13 protein-coding genes are annotated in these 17,273 nt (G+C 51.9%); 8 read left to right on the forward strand and 5 right to left on the reverse strand.

Annotated features, from left to right (window positions below; genetic code table 11):
• Positions 1-358: 358 nt before the first annotated feature.
• Positions 359-955: a TetR/AcrR family transcriptional regulator gene (locus ACOI8A_RS22645; protein WP_420650701.1), complete on the forward strand. Its 597-nt coding sequence runs from the start codon at positions 359-361 to the stop codon at positions 953-955.
• A 59-nt stretch (positions 956-1,014) separates the two neighbouring features.
• Here the strand turns inward: ACOI8A_RS22645 and phlG are convergent, their stop codons facing one another.
• Positions 1,015-1,893: a 2,4-diacetylphloroglucinol hydrolase gene (gene phlG, locus ACOI8A_RS22650; RefSeq protein ID WP_420650700.1), complete on the reverse strand. Its 879-nt coding sequence runs from the start codon at positions 1,891-1,893 to the stop codon at positions 1,015-1,017.
• Between the two features lie 142 nt (positions 1,894-2,035).
• Between phlG and ACOI8A_RS22655 the strand changes: the two genes are divergently transcribed.
• The 4 genes from ACOI8A_RS22655 (at position 2,036) to ACOI8A_RS22670 (ending at position 6,935) form a co-directional block, all read left to right on the forward strand.
• Complete coding sequence (locus tag ACOI8A_RS22655; RefSeq protein ID WP_420650699.1) at positions 2,036-2,698, forward strand: TetR/AcrR family transcriptional regulator; 663 nt, start codon at positions 2,036-2,038, stop codon at positions 2,696-2,698.
• Between the two features lie 508 nt (positions 2,699-3,206).
• On the forward strand, positions 3,207-5,021 hold the full coding sequence (locus ACOI8A_RS22660) for a transposase (RefSeq protein WP_420650698.1): 1,815 nt from the start codon (positions 3,207-3,209) through the stop codon (positions 5,019-5,021).
• Positions 5,022-5,241: 220 nt separating this feature from the next.
• A complete protein-coding gene (locus ACOI8A_RS22665; protein ID WP_420651532.1) occupies positions 5,242-5,880 on the forward strand; it encodes a TniB family NTP-binding protein in 639 nt (212 codons plus the stop codon).
• Positions 5,880-6,935 carry a hypothetical protein gene (locus ACOI8A_RS22670; RefSeq protein ID WP_420650697.1) on the forward strand — a complete coding sequence of 352 codons (1,056 nt, stop codon included), beginning with the start codon at positions 5,880-5,882 and terminating at the stop codon, positions 6,933-6,935. Before ACOI8A_RS22665 ends, ACOI8A_RS22670 begins: the two co-directional genes overlap by 1 nt.
• Before the next feature lie 511 nt (positions 6,936-7,446).
• Here ACOI8A_RS22670 and ACOI8A_RS22675 read toward each other — a convergent pair.
• On the reverse strand, positions 7,447-7,728 hold the full coding sequence (locus ACOI8A_RS22675) for a helix-turn-helix domain-containing protein (protein ID WP_420650696.1): 282 nt from the start codon (positions 7,726-7,728) through the stop codon (positions 7,447-7,449).
• Between the two features lie 470 nt (positions 7,729-8,198).
• Between ACOI8A_RS22675 and ACOI8A_RS22680 the strand changes: the two genes are divergently transcribed.
• Positions 8,199-8,912 carry a hypothetical protein gene (locus ACOI8A_RS22680; RefSeq protein WP_420651514.1) on the forward strand — a complete coding sequence of 238 codons (714 nt, stop codon included), beginning with the start codon at positions 8,199-8,201 and terminating at the stop codon, positions 8,910-8,912.
• 106 nt (positions 8,913-9,018) lie between these two features.
• A complete protein-coding gene (locus tag ACOI8A_RS22685) occupies positions 9,019-10,173 on the forward strand; it encodes an ATP-binding protein (protein WP_420651515.1) in 1,155 nt (384 codons plus the stop codon).
• Between the two features lie 276 nt (positions 10,174-10,449).
• On the opposite strand, the gene ACOI8A_RS22690 is transcribed toward ACOI8A_RS22685, so the two are convergent.
• From ACOI8A_RS22690 to ACOI8A_RS22700, 3 genes are all read right to left on the reverse strand, one after another.
• Positions 10,450-12,405, reverse strand: coding sequence for a UvrD-helicase domain-containing protein (locus ACOI8A_RS22690; protein ID WP_420651516.1), 1,956 nt, complete (start codon positions 12,403-12,405; stop codon positions 10,450-10,452).
• Positions 12,402-14,771 (reverse strand): AAA family ATPase, encoded by a 2,370-nt coding sequence (locus ACOI8A_RS22695; RefSeq protein ID WP_420651517.1) that lies wholly within the window; start codon positions 14,769-14,771, stop codon positions 12,402-12,404. The genes ACOI8A_RS22690 and ACOI8A_RS22695 overlap by 4 nt, the downstream gene beginning before the upstream one ends.
• Positions 14,772-15,156: 385 nt before the next feature.
• Complete coding sequence (locus tag ACOI8A_RS22700; RefSeq protein WP_420651518.1) at positions 15,157-16,305, reverse strand: site-specific integrase; 1,149 nt, start codon at positions 16,303-16,305, stop codon at positions 15,157-15,159.
• 78 nt (positions 16,306-16,383) lie between these two features.
• On the opposite strand from ACOI8A_RS22700, the gene ACOI8A_RS22705 reads away from it, so the two are divergent.
• Positions 16,384-17,220, forward strand: a complete 837-nt coding sequence (locus ACOI8A_RS22705; RefSeq protein WP_420651519.1) for a DNA-binding protein — start codon at positions 16,384-16,386, stop codon at positions 17,218-17,220.
• The last annotated feature ends 53 nt before the right edge of the window (positions 17,221-17,273 follow it).

Below are 17,273 nucleotides of genomic sequence, written 5' to 3' on the forward strand. Positions count from 1 at the left end.
ACATATCGGGGTTTTGTCGTTTAGCCAGCAAAATCAGCGGTTTGGAGTTTCCGGACGGTTACCCAAAAAAGGGGGCTGATACTGCCACTTTGCCTCTCTCACTGCTATGATACGGAACGTATCGTTTCAGAATTAAAACTGCAGACTTGATGGTGCTAGAGGACGCTTCCTTGCTCAGACATCCTGCTTGAGCAGTCGGAAACCCCTAAAGTAACCAGAAAAGCCTGAAGCAAATTGATTGGAGTCAATGCTCAGCGCGTTTACGTCACTCGAAACGAAACGGACCGTTTCGTTGCGATTTTCGGAAATCCTATACCTTGCATTGTATTTGTCAAGCACCCTGCCTGGAGAATTTACTGTGGCTCGTACACCCTCTCGCAGCTCCATCGGATCCCTACGGAATCCCCACACGCACAAGGCGATCATCAGTTCGACGATTGAGATCCTCAAGGAATGCGGTTATTCGGGACTCAGTATTGAGTCGGTTGCCCGACGGGCGGGAGCGAGTAAACCGACGATTTATCGATGGTGGAGCAACAAGGCTGCATTGATCGCAGAAGTCTACGAGAATGAAAGCGAGCAGGTCAGAAAGCTTCCTGATCTCGGCTCATTAAAAGCGGATCTCGACTTTTTGCTGCACAATCTCTGGAAAGTCTGGCGTGAAACGATTTGCGGCGAAGCATTTCGCTGCGTTATCGCGGAGGCTCAGTTGGACCCTGTGACATTGGTTCAGTTAAAGCACCAATTCATGGAGCGCAGAAGGGAAATGCCGAAGAAGTTGGTGGAAAATGCCATCAGCAGTGGTGAGTTACCGAAGGACACCAATCGCGAACTTTTGCTGGATATGATCTTTGGATTTTGCTGGTACCGGTTGCTGACCGAGCAGTTGGAGATGGAGCAAGATATCGAGGAATTTACGACTCTTTTACTAAACGGTATCAGTTCGAAGGGGTGATTCTGGTTTTCGAGATGTTCCCCTTAGCCTTGCGCTGGGGGGAACATTTTTTTGCGGGTTCAGTCAGTGCCGAACTCTCGATACAGCTGTGGCAGGAAACTGGCCAGATGGTTGAATTCGCACAGGTCATGAACGGCGAATTCGTAGGCGAGGGTTTCCAGTTCCGCTTCGCCGAAACCGTTGGCCTCCATCAGTGCGGCAGCCTTTTCGGCACCAGGAAAACGCGACATCGACGGATGACTGCCGACCCAGTAGCGACTGGTGAGATAGAGGCCTTCCGGAGTTTCTTTGAACAGGTGCACCATCAGCGACACCGGCACCTCGGGTTGTTCCGCCAGGCTCATCAACGCGCTGACACTACCGTCGATTTTCGCCTCGCGATACAGATCGGCACGCAAGCCCAGTTTTTCCGGCTCCTGGAAGTGGATATGCAGGTGCATCAGGCGATCGCCGACATATTCCGAGGCGCAGAAGGTGTTGCCGTACAAACGCTGTTCGAAACTCAGGGACGTCTGCTTGAGGCGTTCGTGATTGACGCAGGGATTGCTGACATGGGCATAAGGAAACCACAGGGTATAGCGCTCGGCTTCCAGCGGGTGCCACATGAACCACCATTTCAGCATCGCTGCGGTCGAGCCCGGGAAAAACTTGCGGCTCTGGACATACGCCATTGGCCCGGGCAGCAGGGCGTATCCCGATTCCTCGCTGACGAAGTCTGCCTCCAGCAACCGATTGATGTCCTCGATGCTCGGCGTCATGGTCTGTTCCAGCGGCAGTGGTCCTTGCTGGATCTTGCACACGGCGGAAAGGGGGACATTCATCTGCGCAGAGAAATACTTGGCGTAGGGCTTGTCCTTGATCGCCTCGCGATTGCGCAGGAATTGCTTCTGCATCGGCAGAGAGAAGTAAGTGAACGGGGTCATTACGCGCGCATCCATTGCGATGTTTTCCTTTGGCTAAATGGCCTTGGACCTGACAACATTCGTCGCCAATATCCGTACCTATCGAGGTATGTAGGTGATTTGAAGCTAAGCTTCATAAAAATAAAAGTCAAATTTGAATTTGAGTTAATAGGAGTTCATGCTCGTGTCCGGTCCAAATCAGGCAGCCTCTCTACGTGCTCAGCGACAAGATGGCCGGGTGACCCGCCAGCACATTCTGGAGACAGCAGGGCAGTTGTTTGCCGATCTGGGATATGCCAACACCACCAGCAAACAGGTCTGCGAGAACTCCAACTCGAACGTGGCGTCGGTCAATTATCACTTCGAGAACAAGGAGGGCCTGTACCGTGCCGTGCTGCTCGAAGCCCATGACCGTCTGCTCAGCATCGATATATTGTTCAGCTTGAGCCAGAGCCCTGCCTCTGCTGAGGACAAATTGCGTTTGATCATCACCGTCCTGATCGAGCGCGTGCGCAATCATCGAGATGCCTGGGCGCTCAAGGTGTTGAGCCGGGAATTGCTGTCGCCTTCGAGTTTGCTACCCTCGGTGCTGGAGCAGCAGGCCTATCCAAAAGCGAAGGTCTTTCGCGGCATTCTTGGGCAGATCCTGGGCTTGCCGGACGATCACCCGACCACGCTGCATTGTGCGCTGGGCGTATTTGCGCCTTGTCTTTTTCTGCTATTGGCCCACGAAGCGTTGAGCGAGAACGTGCTGCCGGGTCTGGCAATGGAACCCGCCGGGCTGATCGAGCACATGATGACTTACGCTCTCGCGGGCCTCAAAGCCGTGTCGGCGCAATAGCGAACGCGATTAGCGCTGCGCATCGCGTCGAGATCCAATGGCGGCTGTACGGGAGCACGGGAAATGAATAAAACCGTGAGGCGAAGAGAGCAATAGGTACAACTCGACGAGCGCCGATTTTTCCAGCGCTCGGCGATTTGGAGTGTTGTGGCCGCTGACAAAAAAAGATAAAAAATAAAAAATAAAAAATAAAAAATTCAATCACTTATGTAAATTAACCTCTTAAAAAAGATAGAAAAAATCTTCTGTCGCTGCTGGTATCATTTTTTACCACCTTCCCACTACAACTCGTAACGTCCGATAACGCAAATTAATGGGAAGCCGCAACGGCCGTTAGACATGTGCTTTCGTGTAAATCTCATGTGAAATGTATAGAGATTAGCGAAATTATGTTCAAAACATAATTTAGCTAATTTGTGTATACATGAAAATAAACTTAAGGACCTGGTTGAATCTACTGCGTTTTCGGCTATAGAGGTTTAATCACGCTCTGAAAGAGGATTTGCCAGTGCATGTCAACATTGCACCCGGAATGCAGGTGGTTGCTAAGGGGAAGGTATCAGTAGTGCAAAGAGCTATTTATCTAGCCACTGTTGAAGTTATGTTCGTCAGCAGCGGGGAAGTAGCGATGGTAAAACTTATCGAAATAGAGTTTCTCACGCAGCCTGATAAATTAGGAATGGTTCCCTTGGCGACTAGGCTCGCGGCGAATGCAACACTGGAGGAATTAGAAAAGGCTGCTATAAGATTTCAAACTATCGAACAGTTGAGGCTTGGCTCGCTAACTTCTAACCAAGCCGCCGCTCAGTTAGGTGTTACGAAAAATCATGTATACAAACTGATAAAATCGTATGAGGAAAATGTTGGTTCGCTTTCTATGTTACCTAATAAACGGGGGAGGAAGGCAGGCTGTACATTTTTAAGTCCTGAGATCGAAAAAGTGATCAAAACGTCAATAGATAGCGCCTATAACTCTAGAGGGGCAACCTTTAGCAAGGTGTGGAAAGATGTGGAGGTGCATTGTATCGAGGGCGGACTGGCGGTTCCTTCGCGACGAGCAGTAACAAATAGAATCAAATCCACTTTGACGGAATATGAGCGTAGTAGAATCAAACTAGGGACAGATGCTGCAAATCAAAAACATCAACCTCGTCCTGGCAAACACGTAGTAACCAGTCCGCTGGCTTGGGTTGAGATTGATCACACGTTGGTAGATATATTAATTTTAGCAGATGATCGCATTAAGCTAATCGGAAGGCCTTGGTTAACTGTTGTCATTGATGTGTATAGCAGAGTTTTGCTTGGCTATTATTTAAGTCTACACGCCCCCTCAGCAGTTTCGGTTGCGTGCGCTTTGTCTCATGCAGTTCTTCGCAAAGACGATTTTGTTAAAGGTTTAGGGATGCAAGTCGATGATTATCCCTTCTATGGCGTTCCTGCTGTTATCTATATGGACAATGCTGTTGAATTCAAAAGCGTAAAGCTTCAAGCGGGATGCCATTTGTTCGGAATTGACGCAATGTATCGACCTATTGGGAAGAAACACTACGGAGGCCATGTTGAGCGATTTATTGGAACAATGATGACAAGCAAAGTGCATTTCTTGAAAGGCACCACCATGTCCAATGCAGTAGCCAGACGGAATTTAAATAGCGAAAAGAAAGCGACAATGACGTTTTCCGATTTCTGTGCTTGGTTTGCTAGGGAGGTTGCCCTATACCATTCTACAGTTCACTCCGAATTGAAAAGTTCGCCTAAAAAGGTCTGGTTAAATTATTTTTCCCCAGGTGGAAACGCCCCTTATCCCCCACAGGTGACAGACTCACACCAATTCAAGTTGCATTTTATGCCTGAAGACACGCGTGCGATTAAGCCTGACGGCATTGAATTTAAACGCCGTTTTTACTGGGATCCTCTTCTTGGTCCATTTGTGGGTATGAAAAAAGTTCTCGTAAAATATGACCCGTTTTCGATGCGTCAAATTTGGGTGAAAATCGAAGGTGTTTTTTATCCTATTAATTCATCCGATCTAACTTTGCCAGATTTCACTTATGAAGAATACCGTGCCAGCCGCATCCATGCGCCAGCGGTACGTGCTGGATCGTTAGACTACCATGAGGCAACGTCGCACTACAGGGAGAAACAGAATATTGAAGCCAATAGTGAACAGCTTACAAAGCGCGCTAGGCGTCAGAGGGCTGCCGCAGATGCTTATGGTGCCGCATATCCTTTAAGTGACGCGGACACAAAAAAAAGAATACCAATAACAAAACCAAACTATGCAGAAATCCCTAGCAAGTTTAAATCCGAGAATCAACCCTAATGGACGCACAGCACCTCCGGGCGGATCGACGGCATCTTCTGGATAGGGATGCCGAAAATCGAATTGCAATTATTCAAGAAGATGTGTGGGTTAACTACCAGCCAAGTGAAACAATATTTAGAATGATGAATAATATGCTGCAGGTGCCGCAAAGACAGACGGCTCCCGCCCTGTAGTAATTGGGCCGGGCGGCTCAGGGAAAAGTGCAATAATTTCCCAAATACACCACCGAGTAGTTAACAGTAAGGGATTGTTGTTTATTGATATGGCAGAGGATCCGCAGATTGCAACTAAGAAAAGCCTGCGTGGCGAATTAGCCAAAGCACTACAACTTCCATTCGATTCTTTAACAAGGGCAAGCCCAAAAGTAGATGTTCCCAACGAATTGGGAGAAGCTATAAAACTCCGGGGCATATGGGGAATCGTCATTGATGAGCTTCAGGACGCGCTGCTTCGATCCAAGCAGGAACAGCGAGCAAATATGTCGATCTTAAAGAAACTTGTTGGCCCCGCTTATGGATTAAAAATGTTTGGATTTGGTACTGTGGCTGCACGACTGGCTTTATCGTCAAATGATGAGTTCAAAAGGCGTTTTTTTGAATTCCCCTTGGAAAACTGGAAGGAAAGCGAAGAATTTCGATCGTTTCTCTTCGAGATTGAAGAGTTGATGCCACTTAAACTTCCTTCGAAATTATATTCGGAGGAAATGACTAAAGCCATAATCACGATTTCAGCAGGCCGCATGGATAAAACAGTTGAATTATTGAGATGTGCAGCCTCGTATGCCATTCGACGTAAAATAGAATGTATCGACATTCAGTGCCTGAAGTGGGCCGCAAAAAGCCCTTGGGGGTACTAATGAAAGGTTTCCCCAATCTTCCTAATCCCTGTGATGGCGAAATTTTCAGTTCTTGGTTGTTTCGCTGTTACCATAGTCAATTTACCTGTATCTCAGATCGCGAAAGCCTTTTTGCTCGCCCTGCTTGGACTTGGAGTGGAAATCTGATAAAGGTTGCTGATCCAGATTTTGAATTCGACACACCATTTTTTTTTAAAGTCTGTGAGATTTTAAAGATTGACGAATATTTGACATCGGTTTATTTCCAATTTCGAGATGAGGGGCTAGTCGGTTGGGAGCACCGATATTGGTTTTGCCCGGAGTGCCTACGTAATGATGTTCGAATTGGGAAGATTCCCGCATGGCGCAAGGAATGGTGCAGTTCATATTCAGTTTTCTGCAGAACACATAGCATTGAGTTGGTGATGTTAAATGTACGTCCAACTTATTCCAAGGCATGGGATGCTTATGTTCAGATCTGCAATCAGGAAATAGCTTCGTCAAGTTGGAGCGACGAGCGTTTTGTAAGGTTGCGTATCGCTGGTTACAGCCAAATAAAAAGGTGGCTTAGTCAGAAGGCTGATGGGGGTGAAATAGATGAGGTAGAGGGCAGGCTATTTAGCCGGTTGTACTGTGTTTTTTTGCAATTGCCAACTCGGCGTAGAGATTCAGGCATCGCGAGGACTTTTTTTCATCAGGAGAGGGTAAAAAAATACTCTGATCTAATTAACTACAAAGAAAATTTATTTCTCTGTCCTCAAATTAGTGAGCCTCGTAGCCGATTCGGAAGCATGATGCTGCTAGGAATATTGCTGGAGATTACTTCCCTGAAATATGCTTCAATTTTCCAGCGCTATTGCGGTGTGGCCAAGGTTTTCTTTCCTGCTACTGCAGGAATTGAGAATATCATCTACCTCGGGGGACTTAGTCGGGAGGATTACGCCTACCTTCATGAATACCTGGGGCTATTTCCTAGGGAAAAATGGGCCCGATTGGATTCTTTTTTCACTCGGCAAGAAGGCCGATACCGGCAGGCTGGTGTATGCTCGGGCATGCGACTAGGTGAACCGATTTGATGCGCATCAATAACTGCTTCTAAGGACGCGAACCCCACCAGACAATTGAAATCCGAGACGCACGTTCCATCCTAGTCACTTGAGGTGCACACTCTCAGTTGCGGCCTGACAGCAGACTATCCAGGCGGTCTCCGTCACCCGCTTGCTCTGCTCATAGAGAACAGTACGCGGCTCAAGTTCAACAACTCTCAGGTCGGACCACCGGCGTACAAAATAAACCATGCCGACTAGCTCTAGAGGGATCAACGATGACATTTGAACTCGAGTAAACCGCCGCAAAGGATATTCGCGGGATCGCGCGTCCGACCAGCGCTGTTAAGGTGTACAGGACCGTCGTGCAGTTGCATGCTAGCGCTACAACCGGTATGGCATGGTCTCATCTGTACATTGTCATAGCTGACCATGGGCGAGCAGTTGTTATTCCAGCAATTGCAGACGCTAGCATCTATTGTTCCACTGGCTCAAAGTGACCGCCCACATCAACAGCAGGGATCAGTTGCTGCGCCTTCAGCTAAAGCCCAATTTCAGCTAGCTCTACGTGGATTCTTTCAAACAATTTGTCCTTGATGACATCGTCGCTTGATGTGAGATATGCGGCCAAGATAATGCTAACCGGATGAATCCCCAGCACGTCTGCCATCTGCTCAATCTTAGAAATCGACGCGCTTCCTCTACCTGCTTCAATGCTGCTGATGTAGGGCTGGCTTGGACCAAGGCTCTCCTGAGGAATGTCCCTTTTCACTCGATATGACTTGACGGAGATACCAATTGCTCGCTTGAGTTCCGGTCGCATGATTACTGCCCGCAAAAGGAACGATAAAGCCGGGCAACGAGGTTTTATTCTATACTCTATCCAGTATAATTCAAGGTAATTCCACTATTTTGGGGTTTTTAATAGGTTAAATGTGTGAAATTTCAATTTGTTAGCATCATCCGGCGCTGTGAGCAGCGGTTGATACGTTATCCATTACGTAAAACATCTGATCGCAATCAACCAGTGCGTGAAGGACATCCTGGGAACCAAGCAATACCTTACTGCACCGCCATGAGAGCGCGGATCTCACAATATTGTTCGATTCGGCTACTCCCCACGGTCTTACAATCGGTCGATGAAGACACCTTGTCACAACGATTCACTCCAGCGGCCTCTGTGCCTAGGCGCAAAACTCGCTCGTACAAATAGTCGTCAGATGTAGTACGTGGACCGTTCGAGGTGGATGTCTGGGTCTAAGAAGGCTGGAGGCATTTTGAAATGAAACGTGTATGAAAACGAAATCGCCACGATTACCGGTCTCCATTGAATTGCCTGAGCGCACGCTCCTTGAGGGTGGAACGTTTTTTGTCCGCTTACGAACGTTAAATGAGCTGGAAGAATTTTGGAGCACGCATCGGGACGAATTTACCTTTGCTTGCGAGGGTAAAAGCTCAACAAAACCGAGCTTTCTGAACGAGTACGAATGGGTGTTTGGCACCACCAAGGCAGCGGTGGTAGGCACGGTTTTGCGCTGGGGACAGTCTGGCATTAACTGCGAATTTTATGATTGGGCTAAACATGATCCTTTGATGCATGAGATTTTTTTCTTGGATCGCGATGCAGATCGCGAATCTATGATTAAAAAAGGCGCCTGGTCGGAGCAGGATGAGGCAGATTTCCGAGTCGATTGCGCTCGTCGCTCTTCAGAAACCTACCGCGGGTGGTGGCGATTTTGCCATCTGCCCAATGAGTACAGCACAAACAAATGGTTAAATGGCGGCCAAGGACATGACGAATTGATTGATCCTCGCATGGACCCCACGGAAGTTGTATCCACCCTGCAAGAGCAAATATTCGATGGTTGGCGCCGTTCCGATTCTTGGGAGTTGGAGTCGCATGATGGAGAAAGTATCGCCGAGGTTATCCGCTACTGGAAAAACGAACGTAATAAAGGAGAAGGCTATTATGGTGACGAAAACGAGTCCCCTGAGCGTAGTAGTTGAACTCGACCGCACGCTTTAATTTGCACACCGCGACAGTATGCTTTTTTGGTGCTCAGTGAATCCCGTTAATAACCCGTACGTCGCCGGCGCCGGCGGGTTTCCCCCCATGCTCGCGGGACGAGATGCGTTGCTTAATCGGGTGGTAGTTACCATTGCTCGATTGCGTATTGGGCGGTCAGGCAAGAGCGTGTTGATGGTCGGCCACTGGGGAGTAGGTAAAACGGTATTGCTTCAGCAAATGCGTCTCGACGCAGAAGGCGTAGGCGTTCACACCCTCCTTTTGGCGAACCCTCAGACGCTGTCATTGCCCGCCATGCTGGCTACCCAGCTGCACGTCGTATTGCAGCGTCTTAGTTGCATAGAGGCCGCGAGAGCTAGCGCACAGCGCGCCTCTCACGCTCTGGGGTGTTTCGCACAGGCGCTAAAGGGCCAAGTCACCGACATACCGGTCGACCTCGAATTTGATGCGGATGGTGAAGGGAAGGGGGAAGGGGAACTTGCCGGCAATGGCGATCTACACGGAGATTTGAGCAGAGTGCTCGAGCTCGCCGGATTGGCTGCGAAAGCAGCTAGTTCGGTGCTCGTGATCTTTATCGACGAGTTTCATCTTATGGAAGAGACCCAATTGGGGGCGCTTATCGCCGCCCTGCACCGTTGTACACAATCACGCCTGCCAGTAATGTTAGTCGGCGCCGGGCTGCCACACCTCCGTAAGCGTGCGGGCAACGCCAAGTCCTACGCCGAGCGGCTGTTTAACTTTCCGGACATCGGCGCACTGTCTGACATGGACGCCGTTCTTGCCGTAATCCAGCCAGCCGAGAAGTTGGGTATTGCCTTCGAGGCCGCGGCCGTCGCTCTCATCGTGGAAGAGTCTCGATGCCATCCATATTTTCTGCAGGAGTGGTGCAAGCACGCATGGGATACGGCCTGTGAGAGCCCCATCACGGTTGCTGATGTACAAAAGGCTTCGGCTCAAATCATCGCAACTCTGGACGAAGGTTTTTTTCGAGGCCGTTTTGCCCGCCTCACTTCTATGGAAAAAAAGTTCCTGCGGGCCCTGGCTGACCTTGGCCCTGGGCCACACCTCACGGCCAATATTGCCGACCACCAGGGGAGTCAAGTTCGAGCGGTCACACCTGTTCGCAATAGCCTGATGGCAAAAGGGCTCATCTGCAGCCCCAGTATTGGGGAGACGGCTTTCGCGATACCGTTTTTTTGTGACTTCATGGAGCGGGCACTGCCAGACGACGAGGGAACGTAGTCAATGATGAGTTTCGCTGGGGAGACCGGAACACTTTTGACCGATCTGCGCACTTTGGTGCGAAACAATCCTGGCCATCACGCTGGAAGACGCAGAGCTCAGAATATGCGGGTACTTACTCTTAATTAACTGTCCTGGCGGCATTCGCCATAATGAGCGCCCGTTCGCTGCGTTTGCCTCGACCGGATGCGGCACTGTCACGGCATTAGGCCTGCCGCAATCCACTTAGCAAACGCTAGATAGGCTGCCAGCGTCGAGTCCGGCGACGAATGATGACTAACCCATAACTGCCACTTCATTCGCGGAAAACCATTCCGTGTGCTTGATTGCAACAAGTGCTGCGTTGGGATCCTTAGCCCAAAGTACCAATGCCAGACTTTCCTCTGCACGACTGCAGGTGACGTAAAGCAGTCGTAGGGTCCGGTCAATTGCGGTCTCATTACCTTCGGCCACGTTTTTTAAGTCACCTGGACTCAAATCTTCGGCACCGAAAAGCTTGTCGTAGGAGAATAATGTTCCGCCGGCTTCTTCATCGTCCATGACAACCATTACGTGTTTGAACTCCGATCCCTTAACAACTTGATGTGTCGCGAGCTCGGTTTCTCCTCCCAGATACGCACGATATCGGGCCAGTTGTTGCCACGGGGTATTGAAGAGTGCGTGCCATCCGCGCCTGCGGCGATCCTCCTTGTTTTCCTTTGCTCTAGGCATAGGATCCGGGGGAGGCGGCGCAGCATCCTTATAAGCTTCTACCAAGCGGGCATCCGCCTCAAAAATCGCGCCATCAAGGACCGGTTCCAAAACCTGCCGAACAGTTGCTTCCGGTTTGGAAGCGGCAACCGAGAACCTCATCACTGAGGCATGAATATCAGCCAGCATGGACTGACGTTCTGTACTGAGCTGTGGCAAATTTGCTAGTGAAGCGTTGCTTCGTAAAATCTCCATAGTGAAAAACTCGTTAATTGAGCCATCCGGTTTTAAGCATTCGGCAAGTTCAAGCATCGGTCCGAGGAGGGGCCTGACCATGGAGGGACCGGTTCGCTCACCGTTGCTCTTTGGCGTAGCGGCATCCTTATCAAGCAGCTCCATTGCGTAATACGTTTCGAAAAAGTTACCTCGCTTGGCAGCCAATTTGTGTTCAAGCGCCAACGTTTTATATCCGTGCGCACTATCCTCCCAGGCGGCGTTAGCTGACTGCACCGCCATTATCCGCGCACAGTCGGCTTCCATTCGGATTTTCTCGGCGGTAGTGACGCTAGTATCGCCAACAAAAATACGAACGGTGCCGCCGTTTTTTTCCGTGCGAGGATGCTGGGGTACGCCAGTTTTGGGCTGTGTTCGACCCTTGATATCCGCGTCCCAAATTTTGTTGATAAGGTCGACGATCCGCTGCTGACTGCGATGGTTCATCTGGAGTGCCGGACGAGCCCACCCCTCAGGTACATGTGAGGGGTGGTTGTCGTGACCATCGGGATAGATGCGCTGTCGATGGTCACCCAGCAATCCCAGCGTGATGTGACCCGGACGTTTTTCCGAGAGCTCGAGCAGGGCGTCCAACACTTTTTTCATCGTATCCTGAGACTCATCGACGAGTATTAACGGATGCCGATCCTCTAAAATGCGCTGAAGCGTCGGGCGCTCACGGATAAGCCAAGCCGTCGCCTCCAAAACCTCTGTGTGCGACAGAGCGGCTGGTCCATAGGTGTTTCGGTCCGGATGGTAGATGAATTCCTCGGTGTTTCGTATTACCTCGGCCTGCGCCTCAATTTCAGCATACTTTCTCCGATCGGTTTCCGACTCTCCTCTTGCCTTGCCAGATGCATAGGCTTTGGCTTCTTCAAGTTTTCCGAGACAGCGTGACAGCAACGCATCTTTGATGTCCTCGTCGAAACCTTTGATAAGCTCCCAGCAAAAGGAGTGAATGGTTGACACCGCGGTCAGGTAGTTGTCACCGAGTCGCCCGGTGACTACCGCGGTTGCATTCTTGGTGAAGGTGATGACTCGGACGGATTGTCCCCGAGAGCGGAGTTGCTGCGCATATTGGCTTCCCGCTTCGTGGGCCACTACGCCTGTAATTCGGCGTACCACCTCAACTAGCGTTCTGGTTTTCCCTGAACCTGCGCCGGCAAATAAGAAGAAGCTGCGAGGTGGAACCGCTGTGATGAAGCCGCAGATGTCTTCAACGATATGCGCATCGCGCTCGTTTCCGAGAGGCTGCGTTAATGCGCTCAAGGTTTCTCTCCTTGCGCGACGTTAAGCTGGCCGCTTAACCACGTAAGCGCATCAGCGATGTAGGCTGGACATTGTAAAGCTTGTCCAGCGTTGAGCTGTTCGAACAAAGTTGCCGCAAAGTCACCCTTGCTGAACCTACCACGCAGCATTGTGTGGAGCTCCTCGAGCAGAGCAGCGTGGTCTGGGTTGTCGATCACAATGCCAATCACTTTTGCCAATGTACCGTGATGAACCACTTTCTTTCCCGTCGTGGGCTCCGTCTCCTGGTCTAAAGCTTTAAACCAGTCAGTGTTGGTCAGCACGAGAGAGTCCTCGAACGAGCTGGGCCATTGCTTGCTTACGGCCGCAATGGGGAGCTGCCAAGCGAAACGGACTTTGAAACCCGAATCGGAGGTCCACTCCAGGTCGGCGAGCGTAGGCTTACCGTAAGCTTGGAACTCGGTTAACTTGGGGTGCCAAGATGTCAACGTGTCGTTACCGCATTCAAGTTCTGCCTGACCGGCAATGTGCACTGCCGCTCGTACTACGCGCCCCTTTGCATTAATTGTTGGTATCACTGGGTCTAGATCAGTGATAACAATTGCCGGAATTCCTAACCGCTCCACCAATGGTCGGAGGCGGTGCGCGTGGCTGCCTCCGATATCTAGAAAGGACACGTAATTTTTGGCAAGTTTGGGAAAATCGCGCTCGATAAAAAGCGGTACCAGCATCCGCTCAGCGGTGCCCTCCACAAAAATGGCCGCATCAGCAAAGAGGAGGTCTGTATGTTGGACTTGAAAATAGCGTTCAGCGAATGTCCGGGTTTGAATGTCCTCCCCGAACGCGTCTCCAAGATTGATGACCTCCGTGCTTGGCTTCTTCCCTGCGCCGGTAGCTGCTACACGCTTCACATACCTTAGACGCGTAAAGCTATCTCCATGTGCCATATGGCTAGAGTGCGTGCTGATAAGTAACTGGCTGCGAAGATTGCTATGCACCACTTCCTTTGGACGAATCAAGTCGTAAGCGCTCGCGGAGAAGTTGCGCTGAACCTGAACGTGTAAGTGAGCCTCGGGTTCTTCAACCATCACTAAATGCACCGCCGCCGGGGCGCCGTGGGGAGGGCTTAGGCGCGCGGCGCGAAATGACACAAGCATAAAGCTCAGCGACTGCAAATTCTGATAGCCGAGACCGATGGAGTGTTCTGGAAGAGACTCGTCGACGCAGGTCTCGTCCAGCTGGTATTGAACCGCCGTGCTATGGGCAAGAAGATCAGCGGTCTGGATTCTGGTGCGGAAGTTAAATTGTTGAGGATCATGTAAGCCCGGATAACCAAGGATTTCAACATCCTCCATCGCTGGCTTGAGCGCTTTATATATCGATTTGTCGAGATCGGCTTGAGCATTTGCGATCGCCTTGACCAAGTCTTCTCGATGTCCTTGCCCCGATGGCGCAACATTCAAGTGCTGTCTTGCGAATTTTAAGAGCTGACTAGAGAACAAACCAGGACGAGTATTTGCCGATTCAGATCTTGCCTCGTCTTCTTCTGCGCCGAGACCTCGTTGAGCCGGGATGAAATCTACTCGGATTAGCTTGCGCAAGAATTGTATCTCGACAGGTCGCGAACCAACTGGCAGCTCCTGCATGTCACACCGCTTCTTTTCTGCAAGTGGCCCCTTCATAGGGTCTAGGCGATAAGCCGCGATACGGCGAAGATCTGCGGAATGCCTAAGCCAGTAGTCAAGGAGATCGATGGGCCAGGCGTGCCCGTCCTTGGGCAAGTCACGTACGGGAGAGCGTGCCTCGCGGTAGCGCCAGGCCAGCTTACGTAGATCTTCAGCATTTGCTGCGGGTTCGAGTCGAACCCTTACTCCGACCGCGCCACCCGACCACTTCAGCGATGTGATAAAGGGAGCGACATGATTGTACGCACCTTCTTGTGCATCAAACCAAAGGTCGATAACGGGCATGCAGCCCTGTAGCTGTTGATACTGCTCCTGCCATTTCTCGTTATCACTGGAGTTCGTCATGGGGTCGTCTTCGAGCGCCTCCCAGAGCAGGCTTAATTCCCGAATTGTCGCCCACCGCGAAAGGCTGATGTCGAACGCGCGAACGGCGGGCGATTCACCCAGGAAGTTTCGAAGAACGGTAAGCAGCGAGGTTTTGCCGCTGTTGTTTGCGCCCACCAGAATGGTGGTGATCTCGTCAAGGTCGAGTCGGGTTTTGGCAAGGCGGCGGAAGTTGGAAACCTCGACACAAGCTAATCGGATCGGTGCGACGCATGGAGGCGCAGGAGATTCCTGGGGGGGTAACGTGGACTCAGCGAGTATGGCGCTGCCAGTTGCATCCACGAGGTGAGACGAAGAAGTAAACCCATGCGTAGCCATAGCGCCTCCGTGCGGCCGCCTCGTTAGTCGACGGCTATTTTTATTGTTTGGCCAACTCCCAGCGTGGAAGCTAAGAGATCGGAAAAATGAGCATACTGTCAGAAGATTTTGCTGACCATCTACGCGTGATCAACGCGAAGCAATTCCTCCGGATTACACGTGGCCAATGCTAGATACTCAGTTGAAACTACGACAGTGGACGGTTGCGACATGAGCGGCCAGCAGAGGATTCATCAACAGGCAGCGTCAAGGTTGTTCTGTATCTCGCAAAATGTGCGAACTGTGAATTGCCTCCGCCTAGGACTTTTATGGCCCCCAAGGGCACCGCGTGTCTCTCGGGAGTGCTAGCAGCTCAGTTCTATTTAGCCGAATTATCTTTTATCAGTCATTGAGACGGTTTGTCGTCGTCGGTTAATTCAACGTGCTTGGATTGCTCGATTGTATGGTCGGTGGGGGAACTCAGCAGGGTAGTGGCTTTGCTTCTCAGAAGGGACCCTGCCTGAAAGTACCCCATCACTGTGGCGATGCTACGGTGTTCAGTCATGGCCATCACATCACCGAGCGGCACTCCTTGGCGCCCAGCCTCGGTGACGAAGCCTGAACGCAAACTGTGCGCCGCCCAATCGCCCTCCAAGCCTGCCAACTTCGCCCGGCGCTGAACGATGCGCGCCACCTGGTCGGCCGACAATCCTGTGCGTCCCACCGTATTGCCTTTATACAGCCGGCGAAACAGCGGGCCCGACTCGGCCGGCGCCGCGGTTAGCCAAGCGGTCAGCGCAGCGGCGGCCGGCCCGCGCAGAGGTTTCTCTCGGCGTACGCCACCTGTATCGGTCTTGGTCGCGCCCAAGGCATATAACCAAGTGTCGGCATCCAGTTGGCGCACATCGCCGACTTGCAGACCCACCACTTCCGAACGTCGCCGGCCGCCACCGCTCCAGGCCAGTAGGAGCAGGGCGCGGTCACGAATGCCGCGCACGCCGTCGTCGCAGGTGGCGAGCAGCGCCTGCAGCGGTTCGAGCACAATCGCGGTTTTCTTGCGCACGTTCACGCCCTGGCGTGCTTGGGCCTTGCGTGCCTCGCGCAGCAAGGTCTTTAGCGCCGGCGCTTCGGTCGGACTGTCCCACTGATTGATTCGATGCCATTTGCCCAAGACGGCTAGGCGATGGCTCACCGTATTGAACGCCAGTGGCCCCAGCTTGCTCTTGATCCGAGCGGCGACCAGCGCCGCGTCGATGCCGGGCGGCAACAGGTGTACCCATCCGCCGTCGGCCAACGGCCGCGCAAGATGATCGAGGACGAATTGCAAAGCCACAGGGGCAGGGAGCTGTGCGTCGCCCAGCGCCTGGCCGTAACGCAACTGCAGCCACGCCGACCAGTAGGCAAGGGCGCTGCGATAACTGCGCACGGTATTGGCCGCGGTGCCGGCGGCGATAAACGCCGCCGCGGCTTCCTGGGCTTGGAGCGCCAGGGATTGCGGGTCCAGCGGCGTTTCGTCGACCAGTGTCAACTGATCTGTAATATTTAATACGTTCAACGTATGGTAATTCCAATATTCAAAAAATAACGTCGGATAACATTCTATTATCAGACCTAATATACGCTGAGGTGGGCCATGGCAGTAGGGGTGCCGGAAAACGATGTGTTTGCTGCTGCAGATGCGGTGCTGGCGCGTGGCGAGCGGCCGACAGTCGAACGCGTACGCCTGCAGTTGGGGCGGGGCAGCCCTGCGCGAGTTGGCGGTTTGCTTGATCAATGGTGGGCACGCCTGGCCGAACGCCTGAATGGCGAGACCCGCCTGCCGGCATTGCCTGGCGAGGTGTCGCAGGCGTTTGTCGCTGTATGGCAGCAGGCAATCCACTTGGCGCAGAGGGTGGCGGAACAGGGCTTAGCGGAACGGCGCCAGGTACTGGACACTGAGCGCGAGCGACTCGCAGCAATTGAGGATACAGCGCGTCAGGATCTGGCAACGGGGCGCCAACAGGTTTCAGAAGCCGTGGCCGGGCGTCAGGCGGCCGAATCGCGGTTAGCTGACCTGGATCTGCTGCTGATACAGCGGCAGGCGCAGATCGAGGAGCTGCAGCAACAGCGTGATGTCTTACAGCGTGAGCGGCATGCTGCCCAGCAGCAAAATCAAACTCTCCAACACGAACTCCACTCGATGCGAATCAAGGCCGAGCAGGAGCGAATCACGCAGGAGAACTATTTGCGTGGAGTTGAGGATCGGGCTCATCGCGAGGTTGATCGGGCCCGGGAAGAGGGGAAGTCCGTAGTAAACCAGTTAAAAGCCGCCAGCCGAAAACATGACGAGCTGCAACAAAAACTGGAGTCAGCGCAGAGCGAACTCAGCCATGCACAACAGAGTGTCGCAGCACAGCTGGCACGGGCTGACACCCTGGAGCAGCAGTTGATTCAGATACGCTGGGAAATTGCACCCCACCTGACCATCTGATTGCATTTGCGCTGACCAGTCGTTTGCATTAGATCTGACCAGGCGTTTGCATT

It is taken from the genome of Pseudomonas sp. P4795, from assembly GCF_048822895.1.
Lineage (GTDB): Bacteria > Pseudomonadota > Gammaproteobacteria > Pseudomonadales > Pseudomonadaceae > Aquipseudomonas.

Bases quoted from the DNA above. Each gene is read 5' to 3' on its own strand.
- phlG (WP_420650700.1), bottom strand. From the start codon at position 1,893: ATGGATGCGCGCGTAATGACCCCGTTCACTTACTTCTCTCTGCCGATG.
- ACOI8A_RS22655 (WP_420650699.1), top strand. From the start codon at position 2,036: ATGCTCGTGTCCGGTCCAAATCAGGCAGCCTCTCTACGTGCTCAGCGA.
- ACOI8A_RS22670 (WP_420650697.1), top strand. From the start codon at position 5,880: ATGAAAGGTTTCCCCAATCTTCCTAATCCCTGTGATGGCGAAATTTTC.
- ACOI8A_RS22675 (WP_420650696.1), bottom strand. From the start codon at position 7,728: ATGCGACCGGAACTCAAGCGAGCAATTGGTATCTCCGTCAAGTCATAT.
- ACOI8A_RS22680 (WP_420651514.1), top strand. From the start codon at position 8,199: ATGAAAACGAAATCGCCACGATTACCGGTCTCCATTGAATTGCCTGAG.
- ACOI8A_RS22685 (WP_420651515.1), top strand. From the start codon at position 9,019: ATGCTCGCGGGACGAGATGCGTTGCTTAATCGGGTGGTAGTTACCATT.
- ACOI8A_RS22695 (WP_420651517.1), bottom strand. From the start codon at position 14,771: ATGGCTACGCATGGGTTTACTTCTTCGTCTCACCTCGTGGATGCAACT.
- ACOI8A_RS22705 (WP_420651519.1), top strand. From the start codon at position 16,384: ATGGCAGTAGGGGTGCCGGAAAACGATGTGTTTGCTGCTGCAGATGCG.